The 25,399-nt window shown below is 69.7% G+C and carries 22 protein-coding genes; 11 read left to right on the top strand and 11 right to left on the bottom strand.

Features of this window, described 5'->3' with window-relative positions; genetic code table 11:
- Nucleotides 1-149: 149 nt before the first annotated feature.
- The 5 genes from ACIBCK_RS17200 to ACIBCK_RS17180 form a co-directional block, all read right to left on the bottom strand.
- Complete coding sequence (locus ACIBCK_RS17200) at nucleotides 150-299, bottom strand: hypothetical protein (protein WP_399390990.1); 150 nt, start codon at nucleotides 297-299, stop codon at nucleotides 150-152.
- On the bottom strand, nucleotides 296-1,021 hold the full coding sequence (locus ACIBCK_RS17195; RefSeq protein WP_399390988.1) for a class I SAM-dependent methyltransferase: 726 nt from the start codon (nucleotides 1,019-1,021) through the stop codon (nucleotides 296-298). The genes ACIBCK_RS17200 and ACIBCK_RS17195 overlap by 4 nt, the downstream gene beginning before the upstream one ends.
- Nucleotides 1,022-1,117: 96 nt before the next feature.
- Nucleotides 1,118-3,541 (bottom strand): SpoIIE family protein phosphatase, encoded by a 2,424-nt coding sequence (locus ACIBCK_RS17190; protein ID WP_399390986.1) that lies wholly within the window; start codon nucleotides 3,539-3,541, stop codon nucleotides 1,118-1,120.
- 119 nt (nucleotides 3,542-3,660) lie between these two features.
- Nucleotides 3,661-6,072, bottom strand: coding sequence for an MFS transporter (locus ACIBCK_RS17185; protein ID WP_399390985.1), 2,412 nt, complete (start codon nucleotides 6,070-6,072; stop codon nucleotides 3,661-3,663).
- Between the two features lie 216 nt (nucleotides 6,073-6,288).
- A complete protein-coding gene (locus ACIBCK_RS17180) occupies nucleotides 6,289-6,732 on the bottom strand; it encodes an SRPBCC family protein (RefSeq protein ID WP_399390983.1) in 444 nt (147 codons plus the stop codon).
- Nucleotides 6,733-6,907: 175 nt separating this feature from the next.
- On the opposite strand from ACIBCK_RS17180, the gene ACIBCK_RS17175 reads away from it, so the two are divergent.
- Nucleotides 6,908-7,945, top strand: coding sequence for an Rv2578c family radical SAM protein (locus ACIBCK_RS17175; RefSeq protein ID WP_399390981.1), 1,038 nt, complete (start codon nucleotides 6,908-6,910; stop codon nucleotides 7,943-7,945).
- A gap of 22 nt (nucleotides 7,946-7,967) precedes the next feature.
- On the top strand, nucleotides 7,968-8,360 hold the full coding sequence (locus ACIBCK_RS17170; protein ID WP_367046349.1) for a RidA family protein: 393 nt from the start codon (nucleotides 7,968-7,970) through the stop codon (nucleotides 8,358-8,360).
- A gap of 4 nt (nucleotides 8,361-8,364) precedes the next feature.
- On the opposite strand, the gene ACIBCK_RS17165 is transcribed toward ACIBCK_RS17170, so the two are convergent.
- Nucleotides 8,365-8,934 (bottom strand): adenylosuccinate lyase, encoded by a 570-nt coding sequence (locus ACIBCK_RS17165; protein WP_399390979.1) that lies wholly within the window; start codon nucleotides 8,932-8,934, stop codon nucleotides 8,365-8,367.
- Between the two features lie 346 nt (nucleotides 8,935-9,280).
- On the opposite strand from ACIBCK_RS17165, the gene ACIBCK_RS17160 reads away from it, so the two are divergent.
- From ACIBCK_RS17160 to pssA, 9 genes are all read left to right on the top strand, one after another.
- Nucleotides 9,281-11,062 (top strand): 3-hydroxyacyl-CoA dehydrogenase family protein, encoded by a 1,782-nt coding sequence (locus tag ACIBCK_RS17160; protein ID WP_399390977.1) that lies wholly within the window; start codon nucleotides 9,281-9,283, stop codon nucleotides 11,060-11,062.
- 145 nt (nucleotides 11,063-11,207) lie between these two features.
- Nucleotides 11,208-12,011: a TetR family transcriptional regulator gene (locus tag ACIBCK_RS17155; protein WP_367046343.1), complete on the top strand. Its 804-nt coding sequence runs from the start codon at nucleotides 11,208-11,210 to the stop codon at nucleotides 12,009-12,011.
- A 401-nt stretch (nucleotides 12,012-12,412) separates the two neighbouring features.
- Nucleotides 12,413-13,750 carry a crotonyl-CoA carboxylase/reductase gene (ccrA, locus tag ACIBCK_RS17150; RefSeq protein ID WP_399390975.1) on the top strand — a complete coding sequence of 446 codons (1,338 nt, stop codon included), beginning with the start codon at nucleotides 12,413-12,415 and terminating at the stop codon, nucleotides 13,748-13,750.
- A gap of 17 nt (nucleotides 13,751-13,767) precedes the next feature.
- A complete protein-coding gene (locus ACIBCK_RS17145) occupies nucleotides 13,768-15,795 on the top strand; it encodes a protein meaA (protein WP_399390973.1) in 2,028 nt (675 codons plus the stop codon).
- On the top strand, nucleotides 15,792-16,757 hold the full coding sequence (locus tag ACIBCK_RS17140; protein WP_160508253.1) for a CoA ester lyase: 966 nt from the start codon (nucleotides 15,792-15,794) through the stop codon (nucleotides 16,755-16,757). The genes ACIBCK_RS17145 and ACIBCK_RS17140 overlap by 4 nt, the downstream gene beginning before the upstream one ends.
- A 1-nt stretch (nucleotide 16,758) precedes the next feature.
- On the top strand, nucleotides 16,759-17,286 hold the full coding sequence (locus ACIBCK_RS17135) for a MaoC family dehydratase (protein WP_399390971.1): 528 nt from the start codon (nucleotides 16,759-16,761) through the stop codon (nucleotides 17,284-17,286).
- 2 nt (nucleotides 17,287-17,288) lie between these two features.
- Nucleotides 17,289-18,494 (top strand): acyl-CoA dehydrogenase family protein, encoded by a 1,206-nt coding sequence (locus ACIBCK_RS17130; RefSeq protein ID WP_399390969.1) that lies wholly within the window; start codon nucleotides 17,289-17,291, stop codon nucleotides 18,492-18,494.
- 169 nt (nucleotides 18,495-18,663) lie between these two features.
- The gene (locus tag ACIBCK_RS17125) at nucleotides 18,664-19,320 is read left to right on the top strand and encodes a phosphatidylserine decarboxylase (RefSeq protein ID WP_399390967.1); all 657 of its coding nucleotides are present in this window, start codon (nucleotides 18,664-18,666) and stop codon (nucleotides 19,318-19,320) included.
- Nucleotides 19,307-20,161, top strand: a complete 855-nt coding sequence (gene pssA / locus ACIBCK_RS17120) for a CDP-diacylglycerol--serine O-phosphatidyltransferase (RefSeq protein WP_367046331.1) — start codon at nucleotides 19,307-19,309, stop codon at nucleotides 20,159-20,161. Before ACIBCK_RS17125 ends, pssA begins: the two co-directional genes overlap by 14 nt.
- 70 nt (nucleotides 20,162-20,231) lie before the next feature.
- On the opposite strand, the gene ACIBCK_RS17115 is transcribed toward pssA, so the two are convergent.
- Genes ACIBCK_RS17115 through ACIBCK_RS17095 form a run of 5 tightly spaced genes read right to left on the bottom strand, consistent with a single transcriptional unit; the run spans nucleotide 20,232 to nucleotide 25,185 of the window.
- The gene (locus ACIBCK_RS17115; RefSeq protein ID WP_399390964.1) at nucleotides 20,232-21,506 is read right to left on the bottom strand and encodes an ABC transporter substrate-binding protein; all 1,275 of its coding nucleotides are present in this window, start codon (nucleotides 21,504-21,506) and stop codon (nucleotides 20,232-20,234) included.
- On the bottom strand, nucleotides 21,503-22,630 hold the full coding sequence (locus ACIBCK_RS17110; protein WP_399390962.1) for a branched-chain amino acid ABC transporter permease: 1,128 nt from the start codon (nucleotides 22,628-22,630) through the stop codon (nucleotides 21,503-21,505). Before ACIBCK_RS17110 ends, ACIBCK_RS17115 begins: the two co-directional genes overlap by 4 nt.
- Nucleotides 22,623-23,513 carry a branched-chain amino acid ABC transporter permease gene (locus tag ACIBCK_RS17105; protein ID WP_367046327.1) on the bottom strand — a complete coding sequence of 297 codons (891 nt, stop codon included), beginning with the start codon at nucleotides 23,511-23,513 and terminating at the stop codon, nucleotides 22,623-22,625. The genes ACIBCK_RS17110 and ACIBCK_RS17105 overlap by 8 nt, the downstream gene beginning before the upstream one ends.
- Nucleotides 23,510-24,376: an ABC transporter ATP-binding protein gene (locus ACIBCK_RS17100; protein ID WP_399390960.1), complete on the bottom strand. Its 867-nt coding sequence runs from the start codon at nucleotides 24,374-24,376 to the stop codon at nucleotides 23,510-23,512. Before ACIBCK_RS17100 ends, ACIBCK_RS17105 begins: the two co-directional genes overlap by 4 nt.
- The gene (locus ACIBCK_RS17095; protein ID WP_399390958.1) at nucleotides 24,373-25,185 is read right to left on the bottom strand and encodes an ABC transporter ATP-binding protein; all 813 of its coding nucleotides are present in this window, start codon (nucleotides 25,183-25,185) and stop codon (nucleotides 24,373-24,375) included. The genes ACIBCK_RS17100 and ACIBCK_RS17095 overlap by 4 nt, the downstream gene beginning before the upstream one ends.
- Nucleotides 25,186-25,399: the final 214 nt, after the last annotated feature.

Here is a 25,399-nt window from a genome sequence, read left to right as displayed (position 1 = left end):
GAGCCGCCAGGCCCGCTGCCCGTTACCCCTCAGAGCTTGCAGGGGGTCCTTCATCTCGGCGGGGCCGAAGCGGAACGTCTCCGTCTTGTGCAGCTTGCCGTCGGCTCCCCGCTCGTACGTCCAGTTCCGCACCCAGCTGGACCGGACGCTCAAGACCCGGATGGGACGAAGAAGGTGCGCCAGGCGGGCTCCAGGACCCGCCACTCCGCCACCAGATCGGCGCCCTCGGCCGGGGTGCCGTTGCGCACGCGGTACGGCACGTCGGGTCCGCCCAGCCCGAGCAGCGCGGCCCTGTTCACCCCGCGCGGCCCACCACCAGCCACTTGGACGGCAACTCGATCCGCGTGCCGGCCGCCGTGAACTCGGTTGTCGCGAGCGGGAGTTCGCCACTCGCGAGGACCGTGAGACCCGCCGCGGCGACGTACTGCGGCACCGCGGCGTCCGCGACCTCACCCGGCGCGATGCCGTGCGCGAACACCGGAGCCAGCTTCGGCGGCGGGCCCTCGGCGCTCTGGGCGAGGCCTTTCAGGACCGCCCCCGCGGCCTCGGCGAGCTCGACGACGAACGCTCTGCCGCGCTCGCCGACCAGCGCCGCGATGCCGTCGACGAGCGACTGGCGGTCGGCGGGATCGCACTGGTGGAGCACACCGCGCATATAGACGTTCACGTCGCCGAGTTCCGCGTGCAGTTGCTCCGCCTCCGCCTTCTCCGCGGCGTCGACCTGCCGGAACTCCGCCTGTCCCGCCGGGTCGGCGTTCCGTGCGTGCCGCAGGGCGGCGGCGGACAGGTCGGCGCCCAGGACGCGTGGGTAGCGGTCGGCCAGGAAGCGGGTCTGGGTGCCGTTGCCGCAGCCGAGGTCGACGACGGGCAGGCCGGCAGCCACCAGGTGCGGTTCGAAGAGGGCGAGGTGGATGCCGACGGTGAGCGCGGGTTCGGCGTCCCAGAAGACCGCCCCGGGTTCGCCGGGAGCCTCCCGCCAGAACCCTTCCCAGGCCTCCCTGTACCGACTCGTGACGCTCATGCCCAGCTCCCCAGGGTGCGACGACGACCGCCGAAGCCGACGGCAAGATCGGTCTATCGCGGCCGGGGAGCATGGACAAGTCACCGGCGCCATCAATCACTTGCGCGGTGGCCCCAGTTCGAACCACACGGTCTTCCCGGAGGCCGTACGGCTGGTGCCCCACTCCTTGGCGAGCACGGTGACGATCCGCAGTCCGCGCCCGAACTCGTCGCCGGGGCCCGCGTTCAGGAGCGTGGGAAGGGTGTGGTCGTCGTCCTCGACCTCGCAGATCAGCGTGGCCCCCGAGCGGACGAGGCGGAGTTCGACGCGACCGCCGCGCGAGTGCCGTACGGCGTTGGTGACAAGTTCGCTGACCAGGAGCTGGGCGGTTTCGGCGAGGGTGTCCCGGGCCCAGGCGCCCAGCTGGTCGCGGACCAGCTCGCGCGCCCTGCTCACCTCGCTCGGGTCGAGTGCGAGCCGCCAGCTCGCGACGTCCTCGTCCGCGACGCCGTTCAGGCGTGCCATCAGGAGCGCCACGTCGTCCTTGCGGCCGCCGCGCGTGTTGAGGGCCCGGATGATGGCGTCGCAGGCGGCGTCCATGGAGGCGGCCGGGTGGGCCGCGGACTCGGTGAGCGTGGCGAGGCCGACGCCGATGTCCTCGCCGCGGACCTCGACGAGGCCGTCGGTGCACATCAGGAGCCGGTCGCCGGGCGCCACGCGGACGGTGACCGCCTCGAAGGGCACGCCTCCCACACCGATGGGTGCCCCGGTGGGCAGGTCGAGGAGTTCGCTGCGGCCGTCGTCGGCGCGGACGAGCACGGGCGGGATGTGGCCCGCGTTGGCGAGGTGCAGCTCGCTCGCGATGGGGTCGTAGACCGCGTACAGGCACGTCGCGAGGTAGTGCTCGCCGAGTCGCTGTGCCAGGTCGTCGAGGTTGCGCAGGAGCTGGGCGGGCGGCAGGTCCAGGGCGGCCATGGTCTGCACGGCGGTGCGCAACTGACCCATCATCGCAGCCGAGTTGAGACCGTGGCCCATTACGTCGCCGACGACAAGGGCGGTGCGCGACCCGGGCAGTTTCACGGAGTCGAACCAGTCGCCGCCGACCCGGCCGAGGAGCGTGCCCGGCAGATAGCGCGTGGCGATGTCGCAGCCCGTCATGCGCGGCTCGATGTGCGGCAGCATGCTGTCCTGGAGGGTGTCGGCGACGCTCTCCTGGTAGGTGTACATGCGGGCGTTGTCGAGCACGAGGCCCGCGCGGGCGGCGAGTTCGGCGCCGGTGACGCGGTCCATGTCGTTGAAGACGGGCCGCTCCCGGTGGCGCAGCAGGATCATGAATCCGAGCACCACATTGCGGGCCTTCAGCGGTACGACGAGCATCGAGCGGTGGTTGATGAGCGGGCGGATGTCGCGCTTCTCGAACTGCGAGGCGATCGCGTTGCCCATCTCCTCGGTGATGCGCGGCACGAGCACCGGATCACCGGAGGTCATGCACTGGAAGAACGGCGTGTGCGACGGGAAGGGCATGGATTCGCCGACGGGTACGACGTCGTCCCAGCGGCCCGGCTCGTCCGTGTGCTCCAGGGCGACCCGGTGCCACATCGTGGTCTCGTCCGGCGGCCCTTCGGGGAAGCCCTCGCCCGCGACGACCTGTTCGCGCAGATACGTGCCCGCGACGTCCGTGAACCGCGGCACGACGGCCCGGCTGACCTCGACGATCGTCCGGGAGAGGTCGAGGGAGGAGCCGATGCGGCCGCTGACCTCGTTCAGGAACTCCAGGTGCTCGCGCACCGCCGCGTATTCGAGGTCATCGGCCTCGTCGGAGGCGACGGGGCGGGGCGTGAGGCCCTCGGCCGCGGCCCGCTGGGCGCGCAGCCTGCGTGCTGTGCGCTCGGCGCGGCGCGGCACGCCCCAGTCGGGGGTGACGGGCACGCGGTCGTGCTTGCTGTACTCCAGGACGGGATAGCCCAGTTCGAGGATCTGCGCGACGATGCGGGAACTCTCGCCCACGCTCATGCTGGGCAGGATCTCGGGCAGCCGGCCGGCCAGTTCGTCCGCTCCGGGGAAGTCGGTGTGCAGGGCGAACCCCGGCGCTATCCGCTCGACCTGGCCCGGCTCACGGTCGTCGTCGGCGAGGCGGTCGGCGTCCGCCGCGAGCACGAGCAGGCGCTCCGGTCCGGGGCCGACGAGGGGGTAGGCCCACCACAGGACGTCCACGCGGTGGTGTTCGCCGCCGGGCACGGAGAGCCGTGCGCGCCCGGCGGCCGGGTAGGAGATGCGTCCGTCGAGGGAGGTTTCCAGGTCGGGGCCGAGGCCGTCGTACTCACCGAAGTCCGCGTGGCCCTCGGGGATCGCGCCCGCCACCGGAAGCAGATCGCCCGCCGGGCTTCCGACGGCCGCCTCCTTGGCGTACCCGAACAGCTTGCGCGCACCGGTGCTCCAGTGCGACACGAGGCCCGCGCCGTCGATCACGACCACGGCGAGCGGGATCCGGCCGGCCACGGCATGCTGCGCCACCGGCCCGTCCGGGGTGCCGTATTCCATGGCCAACGCTCCTTCCGGCGGCACCGCGAAGGCCTGTGCCGCCCCAACCACCGTACGACCGCCACAGGTTGCCGTGCGGGGCAATAGGGGAATTGGGACGCACGGGGCGCCTCCGGCGGTCAGTCCTCGTGGCCGAGCTGCAGATCCCGCTCCGTGCGCCCCCCTCCCGCGACCTGGAGCACGGTGGCCACCGGCGGGTAACCCGCGGCGATGACGGTGTACTCGCCGGACGAGAGGTCGATGAACCGGAAGGTGCCGTCCTCCCGGGTCGTGAGGGTGTCCACGACGTTGCCCGCCGCGTCCAGGAGTGTCACGCGGGCGTCCTCCACGGGCCGCCCGCCGCTGGCCCGCACGGTGCCGCGCAGGACGGCTCCGCCCGCGAGCTCGACGTCCTGCCGGGTCTCGCGGGAGGCCTGCACGCTGACGGGCAGGGCCGCCGGCCGGAAGGCGGGTGCGCTGGCGGCCAGGGTGTACTCGCCGGCCACCAACTCCGTGATCACATAGCCGCCTTCGCGCCCGCTGCGGGTGGTGGCGACGACTTCTCCGCGTACGTCGGTGAGGGTGACCGCCGCGTCCCTGACCGGTGTGCCGTCGGCGGTGACCACGCTGCCGGCCAGGCGTCCGGCGCCGCCGAGCACCACGTCGAGTTCCACCGGGCGCTCGCCGACGGTGACGGTGACGGCCTGCGGCTGGTGGCCGCCCGCGGCGGCGATCAGGACGAACGAGCCCGAGCCCGGCGTGGACAGCGCGTACCGCCCGTCATCGCCGCTCGCGCCGCGGCCGATCTGCCGGCCCCCGACGTCGATGAGGGTCAGTGCGGCGCGGGGCACGACGGTGCCGTCGGGATGCTGCACGGTGCCGCAGACGGGCACCCCCGCGGCGTACGACGTGCGGGCCTGGGGGATGGGCGTGGGCTCGGCCGTGGGGGCGTCCTGGGACGCTGCGCTGGACAACAGGGGAGTCTCCTTGAGGAAGAAGGTGATCAGCATGCCGAGGGCGAGCACCGGCACCAGGTAGAGGAAGATCCGGGGCATCGCGTCGGCGTACGCCTGGATGTAGCCGTCGCGCAGCGCGGGCGGCATGGCGTGGACGAGCTGCGGGGTGATGGCCTCGGGGTCGGGAAGTCCGGCTCCGGCCGGGATGCGGTCGGCGAGCGAGTCCGCGAGCCGGTCGGCGAAGAGCGTGCCGAAGATCGCGGCGCCGACGCTGCCGCCGATCTGCCGGAAGTAGTTGTTGGCGCTGGTGGCGGTGCCGAGGTCGGAGGGGCGCACCGCGTTCTGCACGGCGAGGACGAGCACCGGCATGACGAGGCCGACGCCCGCGCCCAGTACGGCCATCCAGATGCTGTAGTGCAGCCGGGGCGTGTCGGCTTCGAGCCGCGAGAGCAGCCACATGCCGATGACGGACAGGATGCCGCCGATGACCGGGTAGATCTTGTAGCGCCCTGTATGGCTGATGAGCTGGCCGGAGAGGATCGAGGCGCCGACGACGCCGCCCATCATCGGCAGCATGAGAAGGCCGGATTCGGTGGCGCTCGCGCCGTCCACCATCTGGAGGAAGGTCGGCAGGTAACTGGCCGCTCCGAAGAGGGCGATGCCGACGACCACGCCCACGAGGCCGGTGATGTTGAAGACGGAATCGCGGAACAGGCGCAGCGGGATGATCGGTTCTGCGGCGAAGTGTTCGGCGACGACGAAGAGCACGACCGAGGCGACGGCCCCGGCCGCGAGCCCCAGGATCACGCGCGAACCCCAGGCGTGCTCGGTGCCGCCCCAACTGGTCAGGAGTACAAGGCAGGTGGAGGCGGAGGCGAGTAACAGCGCGCCGAGCACGTCGAGTCGGGCCTTCGCGGTGGGCTTGGGCAGCTTCAGGCCGAAGCTGACGACCGCGAAGGTGACCAGGCCGAAGGGGACGTTGAAGTAGAAGCACCAGCGCCAGGTGACGTGGTCGGTGAAGAACCCGCCGAGCAGGGGCCCCGCGACCGACGCGAGGCCGAACGCGGCGCCGATCAGGCCCATGTACCGGCCGCGCTCCCGGGGCGGGACGATGTCCGCAATGATCGCCTGTACGCCGATCATGAGGCCGCCCGCGCCGATGCCCTGGATGGCGCGGAAGGCGATGAGCTGGTCCATCGTGCGCGACCAACCGGCGAGCGCGGAGCCGATGATGAAGATGAGGATCGCGAACTGGAAGACGCCCTTGCGCCCGAAGAGGTCCCCGAGCTTGCCGTAGATGGGCAGACCGATGGTGGACGTGAGCAGGTAGGCGGTGATCGCCCAGGACATCTTGTCCAGGCCGTGCAGCTCTCCGACGATCTTCGGGAGCGCGGTGGCGACGATCATCTGCTCGAGAGCGGCGAGCAGCAGGGCGAGCATGAGTCCGACGAAGACCATGCGGACGCGCCCGGGACTGAGGCCCGCCGTCGCCGACACATGCTCCTGAGGTGGTGGCGCCTCGTCGATCCCCGGGGGCGCCACCGCCGCCGCCACGTCCCCCTGCTCGGCGCCCTTCACCAGCGTCGTGCCGCCCACGTCCTGCTCCCCTCGTCGCGCCTGCGCCGCATTTCTCGCATTACGCGACAACTGCGAGCAAGCGCGACGAGTCGCCCCTGCGCGGGGTCCGGCACACGTATGCGCCGGTGGGAGCCCTACGCCGTACAACTGGCCCGAACAGAAAACCACTCGAAACGGTGAGCGTGACAACAACCCTTATGGGCTACCGGAGTTGAGGGCCGGTCAGCTGTGGTCCTACTTCTGGACCTCGGCGGCGAGCTTGCCGAGCACCTCGTCGTAGATCCGCCCGAGCCCCTTGGGGGCAAAGGTCTTCTCGAAGAAGCCGCCGATGCCGCCGGCGCCGTTCCAGACGCTGGTGACGACCACGCGCGCCTTGCCCTCCCCGGCCGGGGTCACGGTCCAGGTGGTGACCATGGAGGAGTTGCGGTCCTTCTCGACGAGCTGCCCGTCGGTCGGCTCGCTCACCTCGAGGAGGCAGTCCCGGATGCGCTTGCTGGTGGCCTGCAGCTTCCAGTGGACGAGCGTCCCCTCGCCGTCGCCGCCCTCACGCACCTCGTACTCGCTGAAGTGCTCCGAGAGGATCTTCGGACGCGTGCCCTCGTAGTCGGCGAGCGCGTCGAAGACGTCCTCCGGCTGCGCCGCGATGATCCGCTCCGTGGTCGCCTCGACCTGCGCCATGGCACTTCCTCCAGCACTCGGTTGTTCAGGGTGATCCCCGGAAGCCAACCACCCTGCGTACCGGGCCCCCAAATCGGGGTCGCCGAGGGGCCGGGCCGCCACCGGGCCGCCACCGGGTCGCACGATCAAGGGAACGTATGTTCTATTCTGTGGTCAGTGCTACCGAGGAGGCGTCATGCGCTGGGAGAACCTCGCCGACGGGCCCTCACGGGGTGCCGCGGATGCCGCGCTGTTCGGCGCGGACGCGGTCACCACGAGGACCTTCGACACCCCTGAGTTCCGTGGGATCACCTTCCACGAGATCCGGGCAAGAACGATCGTGAACCGGGTGCCCGGGGCGTCCCGCATGCCTTTCGAATGGACGGTGAACCCGTACCGGGGCTGCACGCACGCGTGCGTGTACTGCTTCGCCCGCAAGACCCACAGCTATCTGGACCTGGACACGGGGCTCGGCTTCGACAGCCAGATCGTGGTCAAGGTCAACGCCCCCGACCTGCTGCGCCGCCGCCTCGCCTCGCCCCGCTGGCACGGCGAGCACATCGCGATGGGCACGAACGTCGACTGCTATCAGCGGGCGGAGGGGCGCTACGGCCTGATGCCCGGCATCATCGCCGCCCTGCGCGATCACGCGAACCCCTTCTCCATCCTCACGAAGGGCACGCTGATCCTGCGGGACCTCGACCTGCTGCGGCAGGCCGCCGACGTCACGGACGTCGGCATCTCGGTCTCGGTGGGCTTCATCGACCAGGAACTGTGGCGCACCGTGGAGCCGGGTACGCCCGCCCCGGAGCGACGCCTCGACGTCGTACGGACGCTGACGGATCACGGCATCGGGTGCGGGGTCCTGATGGCGCCGGTGATCCCGTTCCTCGGGGACAGGCCCGAGCAGCTACGGGCGACCGTGCGGGCCATCGCCTCCTCGGGGGCGACGTCCGTGACGCCGCTCGTGCTGCATCTGCGGCCCGGAGCGCGCGAGTGGTTCATGGCCTGGCTGGAACAGCACCACCCGTATCTCGTGCGGCGCTACGAGCGGCTGTACGCGGAAGGCGCCTACGCACCCAAGTGGTACCAGCGCCGGATCACCCGCCAAGTGCACGAACTGGCCGAGGAGTTCGGCATCGGCCCCACCCGCACCAGCACCACCCGCCGCATCCCCACCCCGGAGCCCCCCGAGCCCGCACCACCCGGCGGCACGCAGCTCACCCTGCTCTGAACCCATGGTCCAGGATGGTGCGATGAGCCAACTGACCCACATCAACGCCCCCGACGGCGTCTTCCCCGCCACCCAATACACGCACGTGGTGATGGGCACGGGCCGCTTCGTGGCGATAGCCGGCCAACTCCCCCTGGACAAGGAGGGACAGCTCGTCGGCGAGGACGACCCGGCGGCGCAGGCACGGCAGGTGTTCGACAATCTGTGGCACTGCCTCGTGGCCGCGGGCGGCAGCTTCCGGGACGTCGTGAAGCTGACGTACTACGTCACGGACATGGCGTACATGCCCGCCATACGAGCCGCCCGGGACACGTACCTTGACCCGGCCCGCCTCCCCGCCGCATCGGCGGTCCAGGTCTCCGCGCTGGTATCGCCGCAGGTCCTGATGGAGATCGAGGCGTACGCCGTCCTCTAGGACGCTAGCCCGGCAGCCGGGCCAGGGCCGCTGATGCCGCCGCCGCGAGACGTGGGTAGCCGCAGGCCTCCGTGAGGACGGGGCGGGCCCGTGGGTCTCCCAGTGCGCCGAGGCCCTCCACGCACGCCAGCGCGATCTTCCCGTAGGGGTCGTGCGGGGCGAGTCTGCGCTTCAGCGTGGTGATGAGGGCGGGCGCCGACTCGGGCGCGCGCAGCTCGGTGAGCAGACGCACGGGGTGCAGGGCGTAGGCGACCCGCAGCTCATTGGTGGCCAGGGCGGCTGCCGCCCGTGCCGTACGGGGATCACCCAGCCTGGCCAGGGCGTACGCGGCGGCCGCACAGCGCGATGGATCACGGTGGTTGAGGAGCAGGACGAGGGACTCGAAGGCCCGGCTGTCCCCGGCGGCGCCGAGACGGACCGCCGCGAGCTCCCGTGCCCACAGTGGCTGACCCGCCGCGGCGAGCACCTCCGCCAGTTCCTCCACATCGCCGGTCGCGACCAGCCTCTCGTAACTCTCCGAGACTCCCGCCTCGCGGCGTAAGCGTTCCGTCACCGTGCGCAACTCCACGTCCATGACGGGAGCTTATCCGCGATGTAGATCACAAACCCTGGGGACTGGCGCGCTCGTTACTCGCCGGTTAATCTCAAGTGAGCGGGGCACACTCCCCGTCAGCAGTACCTGAACTCGCAGCGGCCTGGTGACGCAGCCGATGCGAGCGAGTGCTTGTCGGTTCGGTGATCAGAGCACCTCAGCTCCACCCAGTACGGCGGCTCCGGGACAGAGCCCGTCGACTCCTCACGGGCGTACGCGCTTCGCCGCCCGGTCACGACACACAGCAGCTCTCCTCCCGTACGCCGCGCCGCCGTTGCCGCGCACCGCGTGCACCCCTCAGTCGTCACTCACTTCCTGGAGTCCACGCATGGACACTCCCTTGAACACCGTCGCCGTGATCGGTCTCGGCACGATGGGCACCGGCATCGCCGAGGTCCTGGCCCGCGCTGGACGCGAGGTCATCGGCATCGACATCAGCGAGGCAGCGGGCGCCCAGGCCGTCGCCGCCATCGAGTCGTCCACCGCGCGGGCCGTGCGCCGTGAGCAGCTCACCGAGGACGAGCGGCGTGACGCGCTCGCCCGGGTCCGCACCTTCACCGACCTGCAGGCAGCGGCCGACGCCGATCTGGTGATCGAGGTCGCCCCGGAGTCGTACGAGATCAAGCAGCAGATCATCCGTGAGCTGGACGGCGTCGTGCGCCCCGGGACAATCATCGCGACCGGCACGAACGCGCTGTCCGTGACCCGCCTGGCCGCCGAGTCGCAGCGCCCCGAGCGCGTGCTCGGCCTGCACTTCTTCAACCCGGCCCCGGCGATGAAGCTCGTCGAGGTGGTGTCGTCCGTGCTGACCGCGCCCGCGGCCGTCGCCTCCGTGACCGACCTCGCGTACGCGCTCGGCAAGGAGCCCGTGGCGGTCGGCGACCGGCCCGGATTCGTCGCCGACGGCCTGCTCTTCGGCTACCTCAACCAGGCCGCGGCGATGTACGAGGCCAAGTACGCCTCGCGCGAGGACATCGACGCCGCGATGCGCCTTGGCTGCGGCCTGCCGATGGGCCCCCTCGCGCTGCTCGACCTGATCGGCGTCGACACCGCCCGCACGGTCCTGGACGCGATGTACTCCGAGTCCCACGACCGCCTGCACGCGCCCGCCCCGATCCTCAAGCAGCTCAGCGAGGCGGGCCTGACCGGACGCAAGTCGGGGCGCGGCTTCTACTCGTACGAGCAGCCCGGCAGTTCGGTCGTCGTGCGGGACGCGCTGACCCCGCCGGAGGACGGGCGACAGGGCGGCGGGCGCACCATCCGCTCGGTCGGTGTCGCGGGCTCCGGGACCATGGCGTCCGGCATCGCCGAGGTCTTCGCCAAGGCCGGCTACGACGTGGTGCTCGCCGCGCGCAGCGAGGAGAAGGCGGAGAAGGCCAAGTCCCGTATCGCCAAGTCGCTTTCGCGCTCCGTCGACAAGGGGCGGATGACGGCGGAGACCGCGGCCAAGACACTGGACCGGATCACGCCGGCCGGTACGTACGACGCGTTCGCCGATGTCGACCTGGCCCTTGAGGCGGTCGCCGAGGACCTGGAGATCAAGCAGCAGCTGTTCGCGGCGTTCGACAAGGTCTGCAAGCCGGGGGCGATCCTGGCGACCACCACCTCGTCCCTGCCGGTCGTCGCCTGCGCCCGTGCCACCTCGCGTCCGGGCGATGTGATCGGCATGCACTTCTTCAACCCGGCACCGGCGATGAAGCTGGTCGAGGTGGTCCGCACGGTCCTCACGGACGACGACGTGCACGCGACGGTCCGCCAGGTCTGCGCGACCATCAAGAAGCACCCGGTGGACTGCGGCGACCGCGCGGGCTTCATCGTGAACGCGCTCCTGTTCCCCTACCTCAACAACGCGGTCAAGATGGTCCAGGAGCACTACGCGACGCTCGACGACATCGACGCCGCGATGAAGCTCGGCGGCGGCTACCCCATGGGCCCCTTCGAGCTCCTGGACGTCGTCGGCCTGGACGTCTCCCTCGCCATCGAGAAGGTCCTGCACCGCGAGTTCCGCGACCCGGGCCTGGCCCCCGCCCCCCTGCTCGAACACCTGGTGGCCGCGGGCTGCCTCGGCCGCAAGACCGGCCGCGGCTTCCGCGAATATGCCCGACGGTAGGCCGGAAGCGGACGGGAGCGCGCCCGACGGAAGACCGCGCACGGACTGGGGCGGGCTGCTCGAACCGTCGGGCGGCCCCGTCCCGCCGTCGCGCGGCCCCGTCCCACAGGCGCACTCGGCTGCGCATATGCAGTACGTTCGGGTCATGCCCAAGGCCGCCAAGTCCTCACGTACGCCCGCTACGCCCGACGCTCCGGAGAGCGCGGCCGGCAGCCGCGCCGCCGCCCAACGCCTCAAGATGCGCCGGGAGCTGGCGGCGGCCGCGATGGAGCTCTTCGCGTCCAAGGGGTACGAGGCGACGACGGTCGACGAGATCGCCGCGCAGGCCGGTGTCGCACGCCGGACCTTCTTCCGGCACTTCCGCTCCAAGGAAGAGGCGATCTTCCCGGACCACGACGACACGTTGATCCGTGCCGAGGCGGTCCTGAACGCGGCGCCGCCGCACGAGCACCCGCTCGACACGGTGTGCCGGGGCATCAAGGAAGTCATGAAGATGTACGCGGCCTCGCCCGCCGTGTCCGTCGAGCGCTACCGCCTGACCCGCGAGGTGCCCACGCTGCGCGAGCGGGAGATCGCCTCCGTGGCCCGCTACGAACGGCTCTTCACGCGCTACCTCCTGGGCCACTTCGACGAGCAGGCGCACCACGACGGCAACGACGACCCGCTGCTCGCCGAGGTGGCGGCCTCCGCGGTGGTGACCGCGCACAACCACGTCCTGCGCCGGTGGCTGCGTGCGGGCGGCCAGGGCGACGTGGAGACCCAACTGGACCACGCCTTCGCCATCGTCCGCAGGACCTTCGGCTCGGGCATCGGGGCGGGCCGTGACACCACCACCGCTCCGGCGGCCTCGGTCAGCACCGGGGGCGATGTGCTGGTCACCGTGGCCCGGACGGACGCACCGCTGGACGAGATCATGCGGACGATCGAGAAGGCGCTGCGCGAGGCGTAGATTCCGTTTTCCGCCCTTTCGTCCTGGGCTTTTGAGGGGGCGCTACCCACGGGTAGCGCCCCCTTCGTCATGCCGCCACACCCTCTGACCTGCACTGATCGATCATCCATCAAAAATTGATGGCACTCAGTGTCTTGCCGACTGGCACGCGGTGTCATACGTTGATGTTGTCCGGGCGGCCGGCGTGCAGAGAACTTCCGTACGCCGGCTGTCCCCACAAGCCACGGCTCGTGCGCCCGGACGCCTGCGTCACAGGCAACCTCCCGCGCCACACCAAGCGCTGCCGAGCACCACCTTCGCCGAACCGACGGCACACCCCCACCTGCACCAGCAGCACCCGACGTAACCCTCAAGAGCGTGCTCCCCTCAAAGGGGGCCCGCACTTCGCCGGAGGCATCACCGTGAAGGAAATCCTGGACGCGATCCAGTCGCCGGACTCCACTCCCGCCGACTTCGCCGCTCTTCCGCTCCCCGACTCGTACCGCGCGATCACCGTGCACAAGGACGAGGCGGAGATGTTCGCCGGGCTCGAGACCCGCGACAAGGACCCCCGCAAGTCGATCCACCTGGACGACGTGCCGGTGCCCGAACTCGGGCCGGGCGAGGCCCTGGTGGCCGTGATGGCCTCGTCGGTCAACTACAACTCCGTGTGGACCTCGATCTTCGAGCCGGTGTCCACCTTCAGCTTCCTGGAGCGCTACGGCCGGCTGAGCGAGCTCACCAAGCGCCACGACCTGCCGTACCACATCATCGGCTCCGACCTGGCGGGCGTCGTGCTGCGCACCGGGCCCGGCGTGAACGCCTGGAACCCGGGCGACGAGGTCGTCGCGCACTGCCTGAGCGTCGAGCTGGAGTCCTCGGACGGCCACAACGACACGATGCTCGACCCCGAGCAGCGCATCTGGGGCTTCGAGACCAACTTCGGCGGACTCGCCGAGATCGCCCTGGTCAAGTCCAACCAGCTGATGCCCAAGCCGGACCACCTGAGCTGGGAGGAGGCCGCATCCCCCGGCCTGGTGAACTCCACCGCCTACCGCCAGCTCGTCTCGCGCAACGGCGCCGGCATGAAGCAGGGCGACAACGTCCTGATCTGGGGCGCGAGCGGCGGACTCGGTTCGTACGCCACCCAGTTCGCCCTGGCCGGCGGCGCCAACCCGATCTGTGTCGTGTCCAGCCCGGAGAAGGCCGCCATCTGTGAGGCCATGGGCGCGGATGCGGTCATCGACCGCAACGCCGAGGGCTACAAGTTCTGGAAGGACGAGCACACCCAGGACCCCAAGGAGTGGAAGCGCTTCGGCAAGCGCATCCGCGAGCTGACCGGCGGCGAGGACGTGGACATCGTCTTCGAGCACCCGGGCCGCGAGACCTTCGGCGCGAGCGTGTACGTCACCCGCAAGGGCGGCACCATCGTCACCTGCGCCTCGACCTCGGGCTACAACCACGAGTACGACAACCGCTACCTGTGGATGTCCCTGAAGCGGATCATCGGCTCGCACTTCGCGAACTACCGCGAGGCCTGGGAGGCCAACCGCCTCATCGCCAAGGGCAAGATCCACCCCACCCTCTCCCGCGTCTACTCCCTGGAGGAGACCGGCCAGGCGGCCTATGACGTGCACCGCAACCTCCACCAGGGCAAGGTCGGCGTCCTCGCCCTCGCCCCCCGCGAGGGCATGGGAGTGCGCGACCACGAGAAGCGCGCGCAGCACATCGACGCCATCAACCGCTTCCGTAACGTCTGAGGGCTGAGGGTTCGCACATGACAGAGCGTCAGAAGGACCGGCCGTGGCTCATGCGGACCTATGCCGGTCACTCCACGGCCGAGGCGTCCAACGAGCTGTACCGGCGCAACCTCGCCAAGGGTCAGACGGGCCTGTCGGTCGCGTTCGACCTGCCCACGCAGACCGGCTACGACCCGGACCACATCCTCGCCCGCGGTGAGGTCGGCCGGGTCGGTGTCCCCGTCTCGCACGTGGGCGACATGCGGCGGCTGTTCCAGGACATCCCCCTGGACCAGATGAACACCTCGATGACGATCAACGCCACGGCCATGTGGCTTCTGGCGCTCTATCAGGTGGTCGCGGAGGAGCAGGGCGTGGACATCACGCAGCTCCAGGGGACGACGCAGAACGACATCGTCAAGGAGTACCTCTCGCGCGGGACGCACGTCTTCCCGCCGGTGCCCTCCCTCCGCCTCACCACCGACATGATCACGTACACGGTGGCGCACATCCCCAAGTGGAACCCGATCAACATCTGCAGCTACCACCTGCAGGAGGCCGGGGCCACTCCGGTGCAGGAGATCGCCTACGCGATGTCCACCGCCGTCGCCGTGCTCGACGCCGTGCGCGACTCGGGGCAGGTCTCCGAGGAGAAGTTCGGTGATGTCGTCGCCCGTATCTCCTTCTTCGTGAACGCGGGCGTCCGCTTCGTCGAGGAGATGTGCAAGATGCGGGCGTTCGGCCGCATCTGGGACCGTGTCACACGCGAGCGGTACGGCATCACCAACCCCAAGCAGCGCCGGTTCCGCTACGGCGTGCAGGTCAACTCCCTCGGCCTGACCGAAGCGCAGCCCGAGAACAACGTCCAGCGCATCGTCCTCGAAATGCTGGCCGTCACGCTCTCCAAGGACGCACGCGCGCGTGCCGTGCAGCTTCCCGCGTGGAACGAGGCCCTGGGCCTGCCCCGGCCGTGGGACCAGCAGTGGTCGCTGCGCATCCAGCAGGTGCTCGCCTTGGAGAGCGACCTCCTGGAGTACGAGGACATCTTCGACGGCAGCCACGTCATCGAGGCCAAGGTGGAGTCCCTCGTCGAGGAGTCGCTCGCCGAGATGGACCGCATCGAGCAGATGGGCGGCGCGATGGCCGCCGTCGAGTCCGGCTACCTGAAGTCGCAGCTGGTCTCCTCGCACGCCGAGCGCAGGGCCCGCATCGAGTCGGGCGAGGAGAAGATCGTCGGCGTCAACGCCTACGAGTCGACCGAACCGAACCCGCTCACATCCGACCTGGACACCGCGATCATGACGGTCGACCCGGCCGTCGAGAACCGCGTCGTGAAGGCGCTCGGCACCTGGCGCGACACCCGCTACCAGCCGCCGTTCAACCACCCGCGCCCCTGCAAGGCCCTGGAGAAGCTCAAAGAGGTCGCCGCGGGCACCGGCAACCTCATGGAGGCCACTCTGGAGTGCGCACGCGCCGGTGTGACGACCGGGGAGTGGGCCGGCGCCCTGCGGGAGGTCTTCGGGGAGTTCCGGGCTCCCACGGGCGTCTCCAGCGCTCCGGTGGCCGTCACCGCGGAGGCGGGCACGCCGCTGGCCCTCGTCCGCGACAAGGTCTCAAGGACCGCCGCCGATCTCGGCACGGGCAAGCTGCGCTTCCTGGTCGGCAAGCCGGGCCTCGACGGACACTCGAACGGGGCCGAGCAGATCGCGGTGCGTGCGCGTGACGCCGGCTTCGAGGTCGTCTATCAGGGCATCAGGCTCACGCCCGAGCAGATCGTCGACGCCGCCCTCGCCGAGGACGTGCACGCGGTGGGCCTCTCGATCCTCTCCGGCTCGCACGCGCAGCTCGTGCCGGACGTGCTGGAGCGCCTGCGCGAGGCGGGCGCGCCCGACATCCCCGTCATCGCGGGCGGCATCATCCCCAACAGCGACGCCGAGGACCTGAAGGCGGCGGGTGTGGCCGCCGTGTTCACCCCCAAGGACTTCGGTATCACCGAGATCATCGGCCGTATCGTCGACGAGATCCGGAAAGCGAACAAGCTCGACCCTCTGGAGGTCCCCGCATGACCGCGCCCATCAACCGTCTCCGCCCGCGTCGCTCCTGTCTCGCGGTACCGGGGTCGAACCCGCGCTTCCTGGAGAAGGCCCAGGGCCTCCCCGCCGACCAGGTCTTCCTCGACCTGGAGGACGCCTGCGCGCCGCTCGCCAAGCCCGAGGCCAGGCACACCATCGTCAAGTTCCTCAACGAGGGCGACTGGACGGGCAAGACGCGGGTCGTGCGCGTGAACGACTGGACGACCGAGTGGACGTACCGCGACGTCGTCACGGTCGTCGAGGGCGCGGGCCAGAACCTCGACTGCATCATGCTGCCGAAGGTGCAGACCGCCGACCAGGTCGTCGCGCTGGACTTCCTGCTCACGCAGATCGAGAAGACGATGGGCTTCGAGGTCGGCAAGATCGGCATCGAGGCGCAGATCGAGAACGCGCAGGGCCTCAACAACGTCAACGCGATCGCGCAGGCGTCACCGCGCGTCGAGACGATCATCTTCGGCCCGGCGGACTTCATGGCGTCCATCAACATGAAGTCCCTGGTCGTCGGCGAACAGCCGCCCGGCTACCCGGCCGACGCCTACCACTTCATCCTGATGAAGATCCTGATGGCAGCCCGCGCCAACAACCTCCAGGCGATCGACGGCCCTTACCTCCAGATCAAGAACGTCGACGGCTACCGCGAGGTCGCGAACCGCGCCGCCGCGCTCGGCTTCGACGGCAAGTGGGTCCTGCACCCCGGCCAGGTCGACGCCGCCAACGAGGTCTTCTCGCCCTCCCAGGAGGACTACGACCACGCCGAGCTGATCCTGGACGCCTATGACTTCTACACGTCCGAGGCGGGCGGCAAGAAGGGCTCGGCGATGCTCGGCGACGAGATGATCGACGAGGCGAGCCGCAAGATGGCGCTCGTCATCTCCGGCAAGGGGCGCGCCGCGGGCATGACCCGTACCTCCAAGTTCGAAGCCCCGGAGGCCTGATATGCAGTTCGGCCGCACCTACGAAGAGTTCACCGTCGGGGACGTCTACAAGCACTGGCCCGGAAAGACGGTCACCGAGTACGACGACCACCTCTTCTGCCTCCTGACGATGAACCACCACCCCCTCCACATGGACAGCAACTATGCGGAGCAGACGACCGACTTCGGGAAGAACGTCGTCGTCGGGAACTACATCTACTCGCTGCTTCTGGGCATGTCCGTGCCGGACGTCTCGGGCAAGGCGATCGCCAACCTGGAGGTCGAGTCGCTGAAGCACGTGGCGCCGACCTTCCACGGCGACACGATCTACGGCGAGACCACGGTCCTGGACAAGACGCCGTCGAAGTCCAAGTCGGACCGCGGGATCGTCCATGTGGAGACCAAGGGCTACAAGCAGGACGGCACGCTGGTCTGCGTGTTCCGCCGCAAGGTGATGGTCCCCACCGAGACGTACATCAAGGAGCGCGGCGGCGAGCAGCCCGGCCGCCCGGAGCTCCTGGACACTTCCAAGAAGACGCAGGAGAAGTAGCCATGAGCCGACTCGCGCAGACCGCAGGTCTCACGGACATCCAGCAGGAGATCCTCTCCACCGTCCGGGACTTCGTCGACAAGGAGATCATCCCGGTCGCCACGGAGCTCGAACACCGTGACGAGTACCCGCAGGCGATCGTCGACGGCCTCAAGGAGTTGGGCCTCTTCGGGCTCATGATCCCGGAGGAGTACGGCGGTCTGGGCGAGTCGCTGCTCACGTACGCGCTGTGTGTCGAAGAGATAGCGCGTGGCTGGATGTCGGTATCCGGCATCATCAACACCCACTTCATCGTCGCCTACATGCTCAAGCAGCACGGGACGCAGGAGCAGAAGGACACCTTCCTGCCGCGGATGGCGGCCGGCGAGGTGCGCGGCGCGTTCTCCATGTCGGAGCCGGCGCTCGGCTCGGATGTGTCGGCGATCACGTCCAAGGGCGTGCGGGACGGTGACGAGTACGTCCTCAACGGTCAGAAGATGTGGCTCACGAACGGCGGAACGTCGACTCTGGTGGCCGTTCTGTGCCGAAGTGATGAAGGACACCCCGAGGGGACCGCGCCCCACAAGTCGATGACGACCTTCCTCGTCGAGAAGGAGCCCGGCTTCGGAGAGGTCCGCCCCGGCCTCACCATTCCGGGCAAGATCGACAAAATGGGATACAAGGGGGTGGATACCACCGAACTCATCATGGACGGACTGCGAATTCCGGCCAATCGCGTGCTCGGCGGGACCACCGGCCGAGGGTTTTACCAAATGATGGACGGCGTCGAAGTCGGCCGCGTGAATGTCGCGGCGCGTGGCTGCGGGGTCGCTCAGCGTGCATTTGAGCTCGGTGTCTCATATGCCCAGCAGCGTCACACTTTCGGCAAGGCGATCGCTCAGCACCAGGCAATTCAGTTCAAGCTGGCCGAGATGGCTACCAAGGTCGAGGCCGCCCATGCGATGATGGTGAATGCAGCACGCAAAAAGGACTCCGGGGAACGAAACGACCTCGAAGCAGGGATGGCGAAGTACCTCGCTTCCGAATACTGCAAAGAAGTCGTAGAGGACGCGTTCCGGATTCATGGCGGTTACGGCTTCTCGAAGGAGTACGAGATCGAGCGCCTGTACCGTGAGGCTCCCATGCTGCTGATCGGCGAAGGTACCGCCGAGATCCAGAAAATGATCATTGGGCGGCGACTGCTCGAAGAGTATCGATTCCAGGGCTAGATGCCCGATTTGGGGTGTTTTCATCGAGAAGAAGGTCACACCCTGTCAGCACTCTTCGGCCGCCGACTCCGCTTCCTGGCTTGCCCAGTTGTGGCTCGCAACCGATACCATCCGGAAAAAGCCGCCGTCCCCCGTTCATGCGCGGCATCATCCGCTACGAAGGTCATCCATGCCCCACAGCCAAACCTCTGCACCACGCGACAGCCTCGCTGGCGTACGCCTTGCGCGCGGAGCATCGCCGTGGCTCCTGCCGACTGTCGCCACCGCGGCACTCAGCCTCGTGCGTGCGCGTCGCTCCAAGGGCGCCGCGGCCGTAGCTGTACCCGTTACCGCTCTGGCGGCGGGCATGCTGTGGTTCTTCCGCGACCCCGAGCGCGACATCGCCCAGGGCCGGGTCATCTCCCCGGCCGACGGTGTGGTGCAGAGCATCATGCCGTGGAAGGACGGGCGCACCCGCGTCGCCATCTTCATGAGCCCGTTGAACGTCCACGTCAACCGCGCGCCCCTCGCGGGCACGGTGACGTCCGTGGAGCACATCCCCGGCGGGTTCGTCCCGGCGTTCAACAAGGAGAGCGAGAACAACGAGCGCGTTGTCTGGCACTTCGACACCGAGCTCGGTGACATCGAGATGATCCAGATCGCGGGCGCGGTCGCGCGGCGCATCGTTCCTTACGTGCCCCAGGGCACGAAGGTGGAGCAAGGTGAACGGATCGGCCTGATCCGCTTCGGCTCCCGCGTCGACATCTACCTCCCCGAGGGTGTCGAGACGGACGTCGAGGTCGGTCAGAAGACCGTGGCTGGGGTGACTCGAATTGACCGTGGTTGATCCTGAAACACAAGCGGGCTGGGTTCCCGAGGCGGCCGAGGACGAGGCCGACGAGGAGATGCCTCTCTCACTCCGCCTCTCGATAGCGGACACCCTCACCCTCGGTAACGCCACGTGCGGGTTCATGGCGGTGTACTTCACCACCACGGGCATCCTCATCCCGCACCTGCAGGGCAGCAACGAAAGCGGCATGGCGCGGCACTCCGCCGCGACCGCCGTGATCCTGATGCTCTGCGCGGCCGTGTTCGACCTCTTCGACGGGCTCGTGGCGCGCAAGCTGCGGTCCTCGCCGATGGGCGCCGAGCTCGACAACCTGTCGGACCTGATCAGCTTCGGTCTGGCCCCCGCGTACTTCGTGCTCGTCTACGGCATGGTCGCCGACGACGCGCACCAGAGAGTGGCCGCGGTCGGAGCGATCGTCGTCCTGTTGGCGGTGGTGCTGCGGCTTGCGCGGTTCAGCTGCGTGACCGTGAAGGACGGCACCTTCCAGGGCATGCCCTCGCCCTTCGGCGCGCTCACGGTCGTCTCGATCGTGCTCCTGGAGCTGCCCTTCTGGGCGACGCTCCTCGCGATCACCGGCACGGCCTGGCTCATGGTCAGCCGCGTCGAGTACCCCAAGCCGCGGGGTCCGCTCGCGGTGGCCATGCTGGCGTGGATCGTCGCGGCCATGGGGCTGCTCGCCGCCTGGGCGTTCGACGCCCCGGGCGGGCTGCTTCTCCTGCAGACCGGCTGCGCGCTCCAGGTCGTTCTCGGTGCGGTGATCCCCCTCTTCGCCACGGCTCGGAGGGTGAACAACTTCCGGGACAACCGGCGTGAGGCACGGGCGGCGCAGGTGCCGTAGCGGCGCTTGAACGTTGCAGAAGGGGCCCGAACCAATTGGTTCGGGCCCCTTCTGGCTGTTCGAACACCTCTCAGGCGCCTGGTGTGTATCCCTCGGCCGCCTGCGCCGCTCCCGGCTCCCTTGCGACCTTCATGCCGCCCGTCACGCTCTTGTCGGGGCGTAGGATCACGCTCTCCTTCGACGAGGGGGCCTTGGGGTCGCTGAAGTCCTGGGTGACGCCGAAGCCCGTGTCGAAGGAGTCGATCGTCAGGAGCGCCTTGTCGACGCCCTCACGGGTGAGGGCGTCGCTCTCACAGGCCTTCTTCAGGGCCTCGCCGAAGATCGACGCCGCGGTCCAGCCGGCCGTCACGCCGTTGTCCAGGGCGTCCTTCGGGTAGGCCTTCTGGTAGTCGCCGACCAGCTTCTTCGCCGCGGGGGTGTCCGCGCCGATGGGGAGTGTCGGTGAGGCCACGTAGTAGTTCTTGGCCAGGGCAGGGCCCGCCTGCGTGCCCAGGAGCTGGGGTGCGAACGCCGAGTTGTTGCCGATGATCGGCACGTCGAACTTGCCCGCCGCCGCGACCCCCACCAGGGAGGCCGCCTGCCGGGGACCCGCGCTGATCACGACAGCCTTCACGCCGGCCTTCTTCAGGGCCGCGACCTGGGCTGTCATGTCGTTGTCCGTGGCCTTGATCTTCTGCTCCACGACGGTGAGGCCCGACTTCTTCGCCATGTACTGCGAGCCCTTCAGCGCGTTCTCGCCGTAGTCGCCCTCGAAGTAGACATGGCCGAGCTTGTCGCCTTTCTTGAGGCCCTTCTCCTTCATCAGGAAGTCGATCGCGTTGATCGTCTCCAGGTCGTACGTGGAGCCGACGACCCGGACGTACGGGCTGCCGAGGAGGTTCGCCGACCAGGCCTGCGGCAGTACGAGGCTCTTGTCGCCGTCGATCCGCTGCTTGACCGCGGCGACGAACGGCGAGCCGATGAACTGGGCGAAGCCGAGGACGTCCGGCTCCAGCTCGGTGTACGCGGCGACCGCCTTCTGGGGGTCGTAGCCGTGGTCCCGGACGGTCAGCTTCAGCTTGCGGCCGCAGATGCCGCCGTCGGCGTTGGTCTGCTTGACGTAGAGCTGCTGGGCCTGGGTGACGCTCTTGCCGAGGGTCGCGTAGACGCCGGTCATGTCGGTGAGCACACCGAGGTTGATCGTCTTGGCGGAGACCCCGACACCGGCCTTGACCCCGCCCGCGTCCTTCTTTTCCCCCTCGCTGTCCCCCGCTTTCGAGCTGCAACCGGCCACCGCGAGCAGCGCGGCGAGCGCCGTCGCCGTCGCTGTGGCCCTCTTCGCCCTTGTCGACCTGCGTGAACTCATCGTTCCTCCCCTGATTCCCGTGCGGTTGGGCCCGACGTCGGCCTGGAGCGCCGGGCGGCGATGCCGGCCAGGCCGCCGGGCAGGAACAGCACCACCGCCACGACGGCGGCGCCGTACAGATACCGGGACGCCTCGCCCGGTGTGATCCCGCCGGTGCCGGGGGCCGAGACCAGGGGCAGCGCGTCGCTGTACCGGGTCAGGAGCTGCGGCAGCAGGGACACCACGGCGGCACCGGCCACCGCGCCCGCCACCGAGCCGAGGCCACCGATGACGATCATGGCGAGGTATTCGAGCGACAGCGTCATGCCGAAGTAGTCCGGCACGGTGCGCTGGAAGACGAGGGCGAGCAGCACCCCGGCGAGTCCCGCGTACATCGACGACAGGACGAAGACGCCCGCGCGGTAGCGGGCGACGGGCACCCCGATGACACCGGCGGCGATGCGGTGGTCGCGGATGGCGTTCATGGCGCGGCCGGGGCGCCCGCGCAGCACGCCGCGGGCGAAGAGCCCGCAGCCGAGCAGGAGGACGAGTCCCGCGTACCAGAGCTTCTCCGACGCCCCGAACGGCACGGCGGCCACGACGAGCTCGCTGTCGTCGAAGGTGATGCCGAAGACGCTCAGGGGCGGTACGTCACGCCCGTTGGAACCGCCGGTCAGGTCATGGGCGTTGAAGAGCACGTGCTGCCCGATGAAGATCAGCGCGAGGGTGGCGATGCCGAGGTAGGCACCGCGCAGCCGTCCCGCGATGGGGCTGAAGAGTCCGCCCGCGATCCCCGCGACGCCGACGGCCAGGGCGGCGGCGATCCACGTGGGGAGCCCGAGTCCGGTCAGGCCGGTGTCGCCCCCCTCCCCCGCGAAGACGCAGTATCCGTACGCCCCGATCGCGAGGAAGAAGGCGTGCCCCATGGAGAGCTGGCCGGTGGCGCCGGTCAGGAGGTTGATGCCGATCGCGCCGATCGCGGCGGCCATGGCGAACAGACCCGCCTGGAGCCAGAACCGGTCGAGGTAGAAGGGCAGGGCGAGCAGCAGCACGCCGCCCGCGATCCAGACGTACGTGCGGGGGCTGGTCAGCCTCGTACGGCCTCGGGAGCGCAGCTCCCGTCCGCGGGCCAGGACTTCAGACACGGGCGAGCTCCTTCGTGCCGAAGAGTCCGGCGGGCCGGATGAGGAGGATGACGGTCATCACGAGGTAGGGCGCGAGGTCGCCCAATCCCCTTCCCAGGAAGGTGAGTTCGCTCTGATAGCCGGTGGCGAGTGATTCGGTGACCCCGACCACGAGTCCCCCGACGAGGGCGCCGGTGGTGGAGTCGAGGCCGCCGAGGATCGCGGCGGGGAACGCCTTCAGGGCGGCGAGTGAGGTGGCCCGTTCGAGCCCCGGGGTGGGGAAGACGGTGAGGAAGAGCGCCGCCACGGCGGCCAGGCCTCCGGCCACCGCCCAGGCGCCGAGCGAGACCCTGCCCAGGCGCACACCCATCAGGGCGGCGGTCTCCGGGCTCTCCGCGGCGGCGCGCATGGCCACGCCCCAGGAGGTGTAGCGGAAGGCGAGCAGGAAGACCGTGATGAGGAGCGCGGCGGCGACGAACGCGGCGATCCGCGTATGGGCGATGGAGACCGAACCGATGGTGAGCACCGAGTCGCCCCAGGGGTCGCCGAGGGCGAGCACGTCGGTGCCGAGGCGGCGGGTGAGCTCGGTGGTGAGCAGGATGTCGACGCCGATCGTGACGATGGCGAGGACGCTGTGGTCGGCGCCCCGGTAGCGGCGCATGACGAGGAACTCGATGGCCGCGCCGACGACGGCGGCGCCCGCGATGCCGACGAGCAGCGCCGGCCAGAAGCCGATGTCGTCGTGGAGAGACGCGGTGACGTAGCCGCCGGCCAGGAGCAGTGAGGCGTGCGCGAAGTTCACGACTTCGGTGGCGCGGAAGATGACGACGAAGCCGAGGGCGATGAGGGCGTAGACGGACCCCATCGAGAGGCCGTTGAGGAGCAGCTCGACGAAGGTGTTCACGAGGTCGTCCCCTCTCCCAGGTAGGCCCGTACGACCGCCGGGTCGTTCTGTACGTCGGCCGGGGCGCCGTCGGCTATCCGGCGCCCGAAGTCCAGTACGGTCACCGCGTCCGCGAGCCGCATCACCACCCCCATGTCGTGTTCCACCAGGACGATCGAGATTCCGAGGCTGTCGCGTACGCCCGCGATGACGGCGGCGGTGCGCTGCCGTTCGTCCGCGGTCATGCCGGCGACGGGCTCGTCGAGCAGGAGCAGCCGGGGCTCCATGCACAGCGCGCGGGCCAGCTCGGCGAGTTTCTGCTGTCCGTACGGCAAGGAGCCCGCTGGGGCGTGCAGTTGGTGCTCGACGCCGACGAACGCCGCTATCTCCCGCACCCGTTCGCGGTGGGCCCGCTCCTCGCGCGCCGCTGACGGGAGGCGAAGTCCCGCGGCGAGAAACCCCGTGCGGGTCAGCCGGTGGCGGCCGAGCATCAGACTGTCGGCGACCGTCGCGCTCGGCGGCAGAGCGAGGTTCTGGAAGATCCGCGCGACGCCGAGGTCGGCGATGCGGTGCGGAGGCATCGTCGTCAGCTCGTGCTCACCGAAGCGGACACTGCCGCCGGTGGCGCGGTACACCCCGGACAGGACGTTGAAGCAGGTGGACTTCCCCGCGCCGTTGGGCCCGATGATGGCGTGCACGGTGCCGGGCCGCACGGTGAAACTGACGGCGTCGAGCGCGGTGAGGCCCGCGAAGCGCACGGTCAACTCCCGTACTTCCAGGGCAGGTACGCCCGGTTGTGGCTGTGTCGCTTCGACTTGTGCTGGTGGTGTGGCTGCGGCTTGCTCCGGCGGTGTCGCTTCGGCCGCCGAGTGGTCGTCGGTCATCGTCGGCCCGCCCATCTGCGCAGCACCGGCAGCGCGCTGACACCGCGCGAGGCGTCCGCCGCGGCGGTCTCGTCGACCACGCCGAGGTAGCGGCGGCGTACCTCGTCGGACGCGGACAGCTCGTCCGCGGGGCCCGCGAGTGCCACTTCACCGACGTCCAGGACGTAGGCACGCGAGGCGAGGCGCAGGGCGAGCGCGGCGTTCTGCTCGACGAGGAGGACCGCTGTGCCCTGGGCGTTGATGTCCTGGATGGTGTCGGCGATGCGTGCCGCCATCAACGGGGCGAGCCCCAGGGAGGGTTCGTCCAGGAGCAGCAGCTTCGGTGAGGCCATCAGCGCCCTGGCCACCGCGAGCATCTGCTGTTCGCCGCCGGAGAGGAGCCCGGCGCGCTGGCCCGCGCGCTCGGCGAGCACCGGGAAGAGTTCATGGACGCGCTCCAGGGCCCTGTTCTTCGCGCCCCGGCTCCCCGCGGAGCCGAGCGCGCCCGCCCGCAGATTGTCGGCGACGGTCATCCGGGCGAACACCCGCCTGCCTTCCGGCACTTGGGACACCCCGGCGGCGACCACCCGGTCCGCGTGCAGAGTGTCGATGCGCCGTCCGCCGAAGTGGATGGAGCCGGTGGTGAGCGCCCCCCGGTGAAAGGCGAGGGTGCGTGAAATGGCACGCAGGAGTGTCGACTTGCCCGCGCCGTTGCCGCCGAGCACGGCGACGACGGCGCCGTCCGGTACTTCGAGCGACACCTGGCGCAGTGCGCGTACCGGTCCGTAGCCGACCGACGCGCCCTGTACGACCAGTCCGGAACCACCCACCTGGGACCCCCTGTCCTGTTGCTGCCCTCCGCGTGGTCCTGTTGCTGCCCTCCGCGTGGCGCTCAGCCCAGCACCGCCGCGCCCGCCCGTCCACGGCCTGTGTCCGAATCGCTGCGGGTGACCAGCGGGACCGGCCGCCCGTTGTGCACGGGCACAACACCCCGTGTCAGGGGCCTGCCAGGGGTGGCCGAGCGGTGGCATCCTCCGCAGCACG

Source organism: Streptomyces sp. NPDC051218, from assembly GCF_044455475.1.
Classification (GTDB): domain Bacteria; phylum Actinomycetota; class Actinomycetes; order Streptomycetales; family Streptomycetaceae; genus Streptomyces.
Note: the sequence above shows the minus strand (reverse complement) of the source record. Positions and strands in the feature narration are given on the sequence as shown.

Bases quoted from the DNA above. Each gene is read 5' to 3' on its own strand.
- ACIBCK_RS17190 (WP_399390986.1), bottom strand. From the start codon at position 3,541: ATGGAATACGGCACCCCGGACGGGCCGGTGGCGCAGCATGCCGTGGCC.
- ACIBCK_RS17180 (WP_399390983.1), bottom strand. From the start codon at position 6,732: ATGGCGCAGGTCGAGGCGACCACGGAGCGGATCATCGCGGCGCAGCCG.
- ACIBCK_RS17115 (WP_399390964.1), bottom strand. From the start codon at position 21,506: ATGAGTTCACGCAGGTCGACAAGGGCGAAGAGGGCCACAGCGACGGCG.
- ACIBCK_RS17125 (WP_399390967.1), top strand. From the start codon at position 18,664: ATGCCCCACAGCCAAACCTCTGCACCACGCGACAGCCTCGCTGGCGTA.
- ACIBCK_RS17135 (WP_399390971.1), top strand. From the start codon at position 16,759: ATGCAGTTCGGCCGCACCTACGAAGAGTTCACCGTCGGGGACGTCTAC.
- ACIBCK_RS17145 (WP_399390973.1), top strand. From the start codon at position 13,768: ATGACAGAGCGTCAGAAGGACCGGCCGTGGCTCATGCGGACCTATGCC.
- ACIBCK_RS17160 (WP_399390977.1), top strand. From the start codon at position 9,281: ATGGACACTCCCTTGAACACCGTCGCCGTGATCGGTCTCGGCACGATG.
- ACIBCK_RS17100 (WP_399390960.1), bottom strand. From the start codon at position 24,376: ATGACCGACGACCACTCGGCGGCCGAAGCGACACCGCCGGAGCAAGCC.
- ACIBCK_RS17175 (WP_399390981.1), top strand. From the start codon at position 6,908: ATGCGCTGGGAGAACCTCGCCGACGGGCCCTCACGGGGTGCCGCGGAT.
- ACIBCK_RS17170 (WP_367046349.1), top strand. From the start codon at position 7,968: ATGAGCCAACTGACCCACATCAACGCCCCCGACGGCGTCTTCCCCGCC.
- ACIBCK_RS17140 (WP_160508253.1), top strand. From the start codon at position 15,792: ATGACCGCGCCCATCAACCGTCTCCGCCCGCGTCGCTCCTGTCTCGCG.
- ACIBCK_RS17165 (WP_399390979.1), bottom strand. From the start codon at position 8,934: ATGGACGTGGAGTTGCGCACGGTGACGGAACGCTTACGCCGCGAGGCG.
- ACIBCK_RS17130 (WP_399390969.1), top strand. From the start codon at position 17,289: ATGAGCCGACTCGCGCAGACCGCAGGTCTCACGGACATCCAGCAGGAG.
- ACIBCK_RS17155 (WP_367046343.1), top strand. From the start codon at position 11,208: ATGCCCAAGGCCGCCAAGTCCTCACGTACGCCCGCTACGCCCGACGCT.
- ACIBCK_RS17195 (WP_399390988.1), bottom strand. From the start codon at position 1,021: ATGAGCGTCACGAGTCGGTACAGGGAGGCCTGGGAAGGGTTCTGGCGG.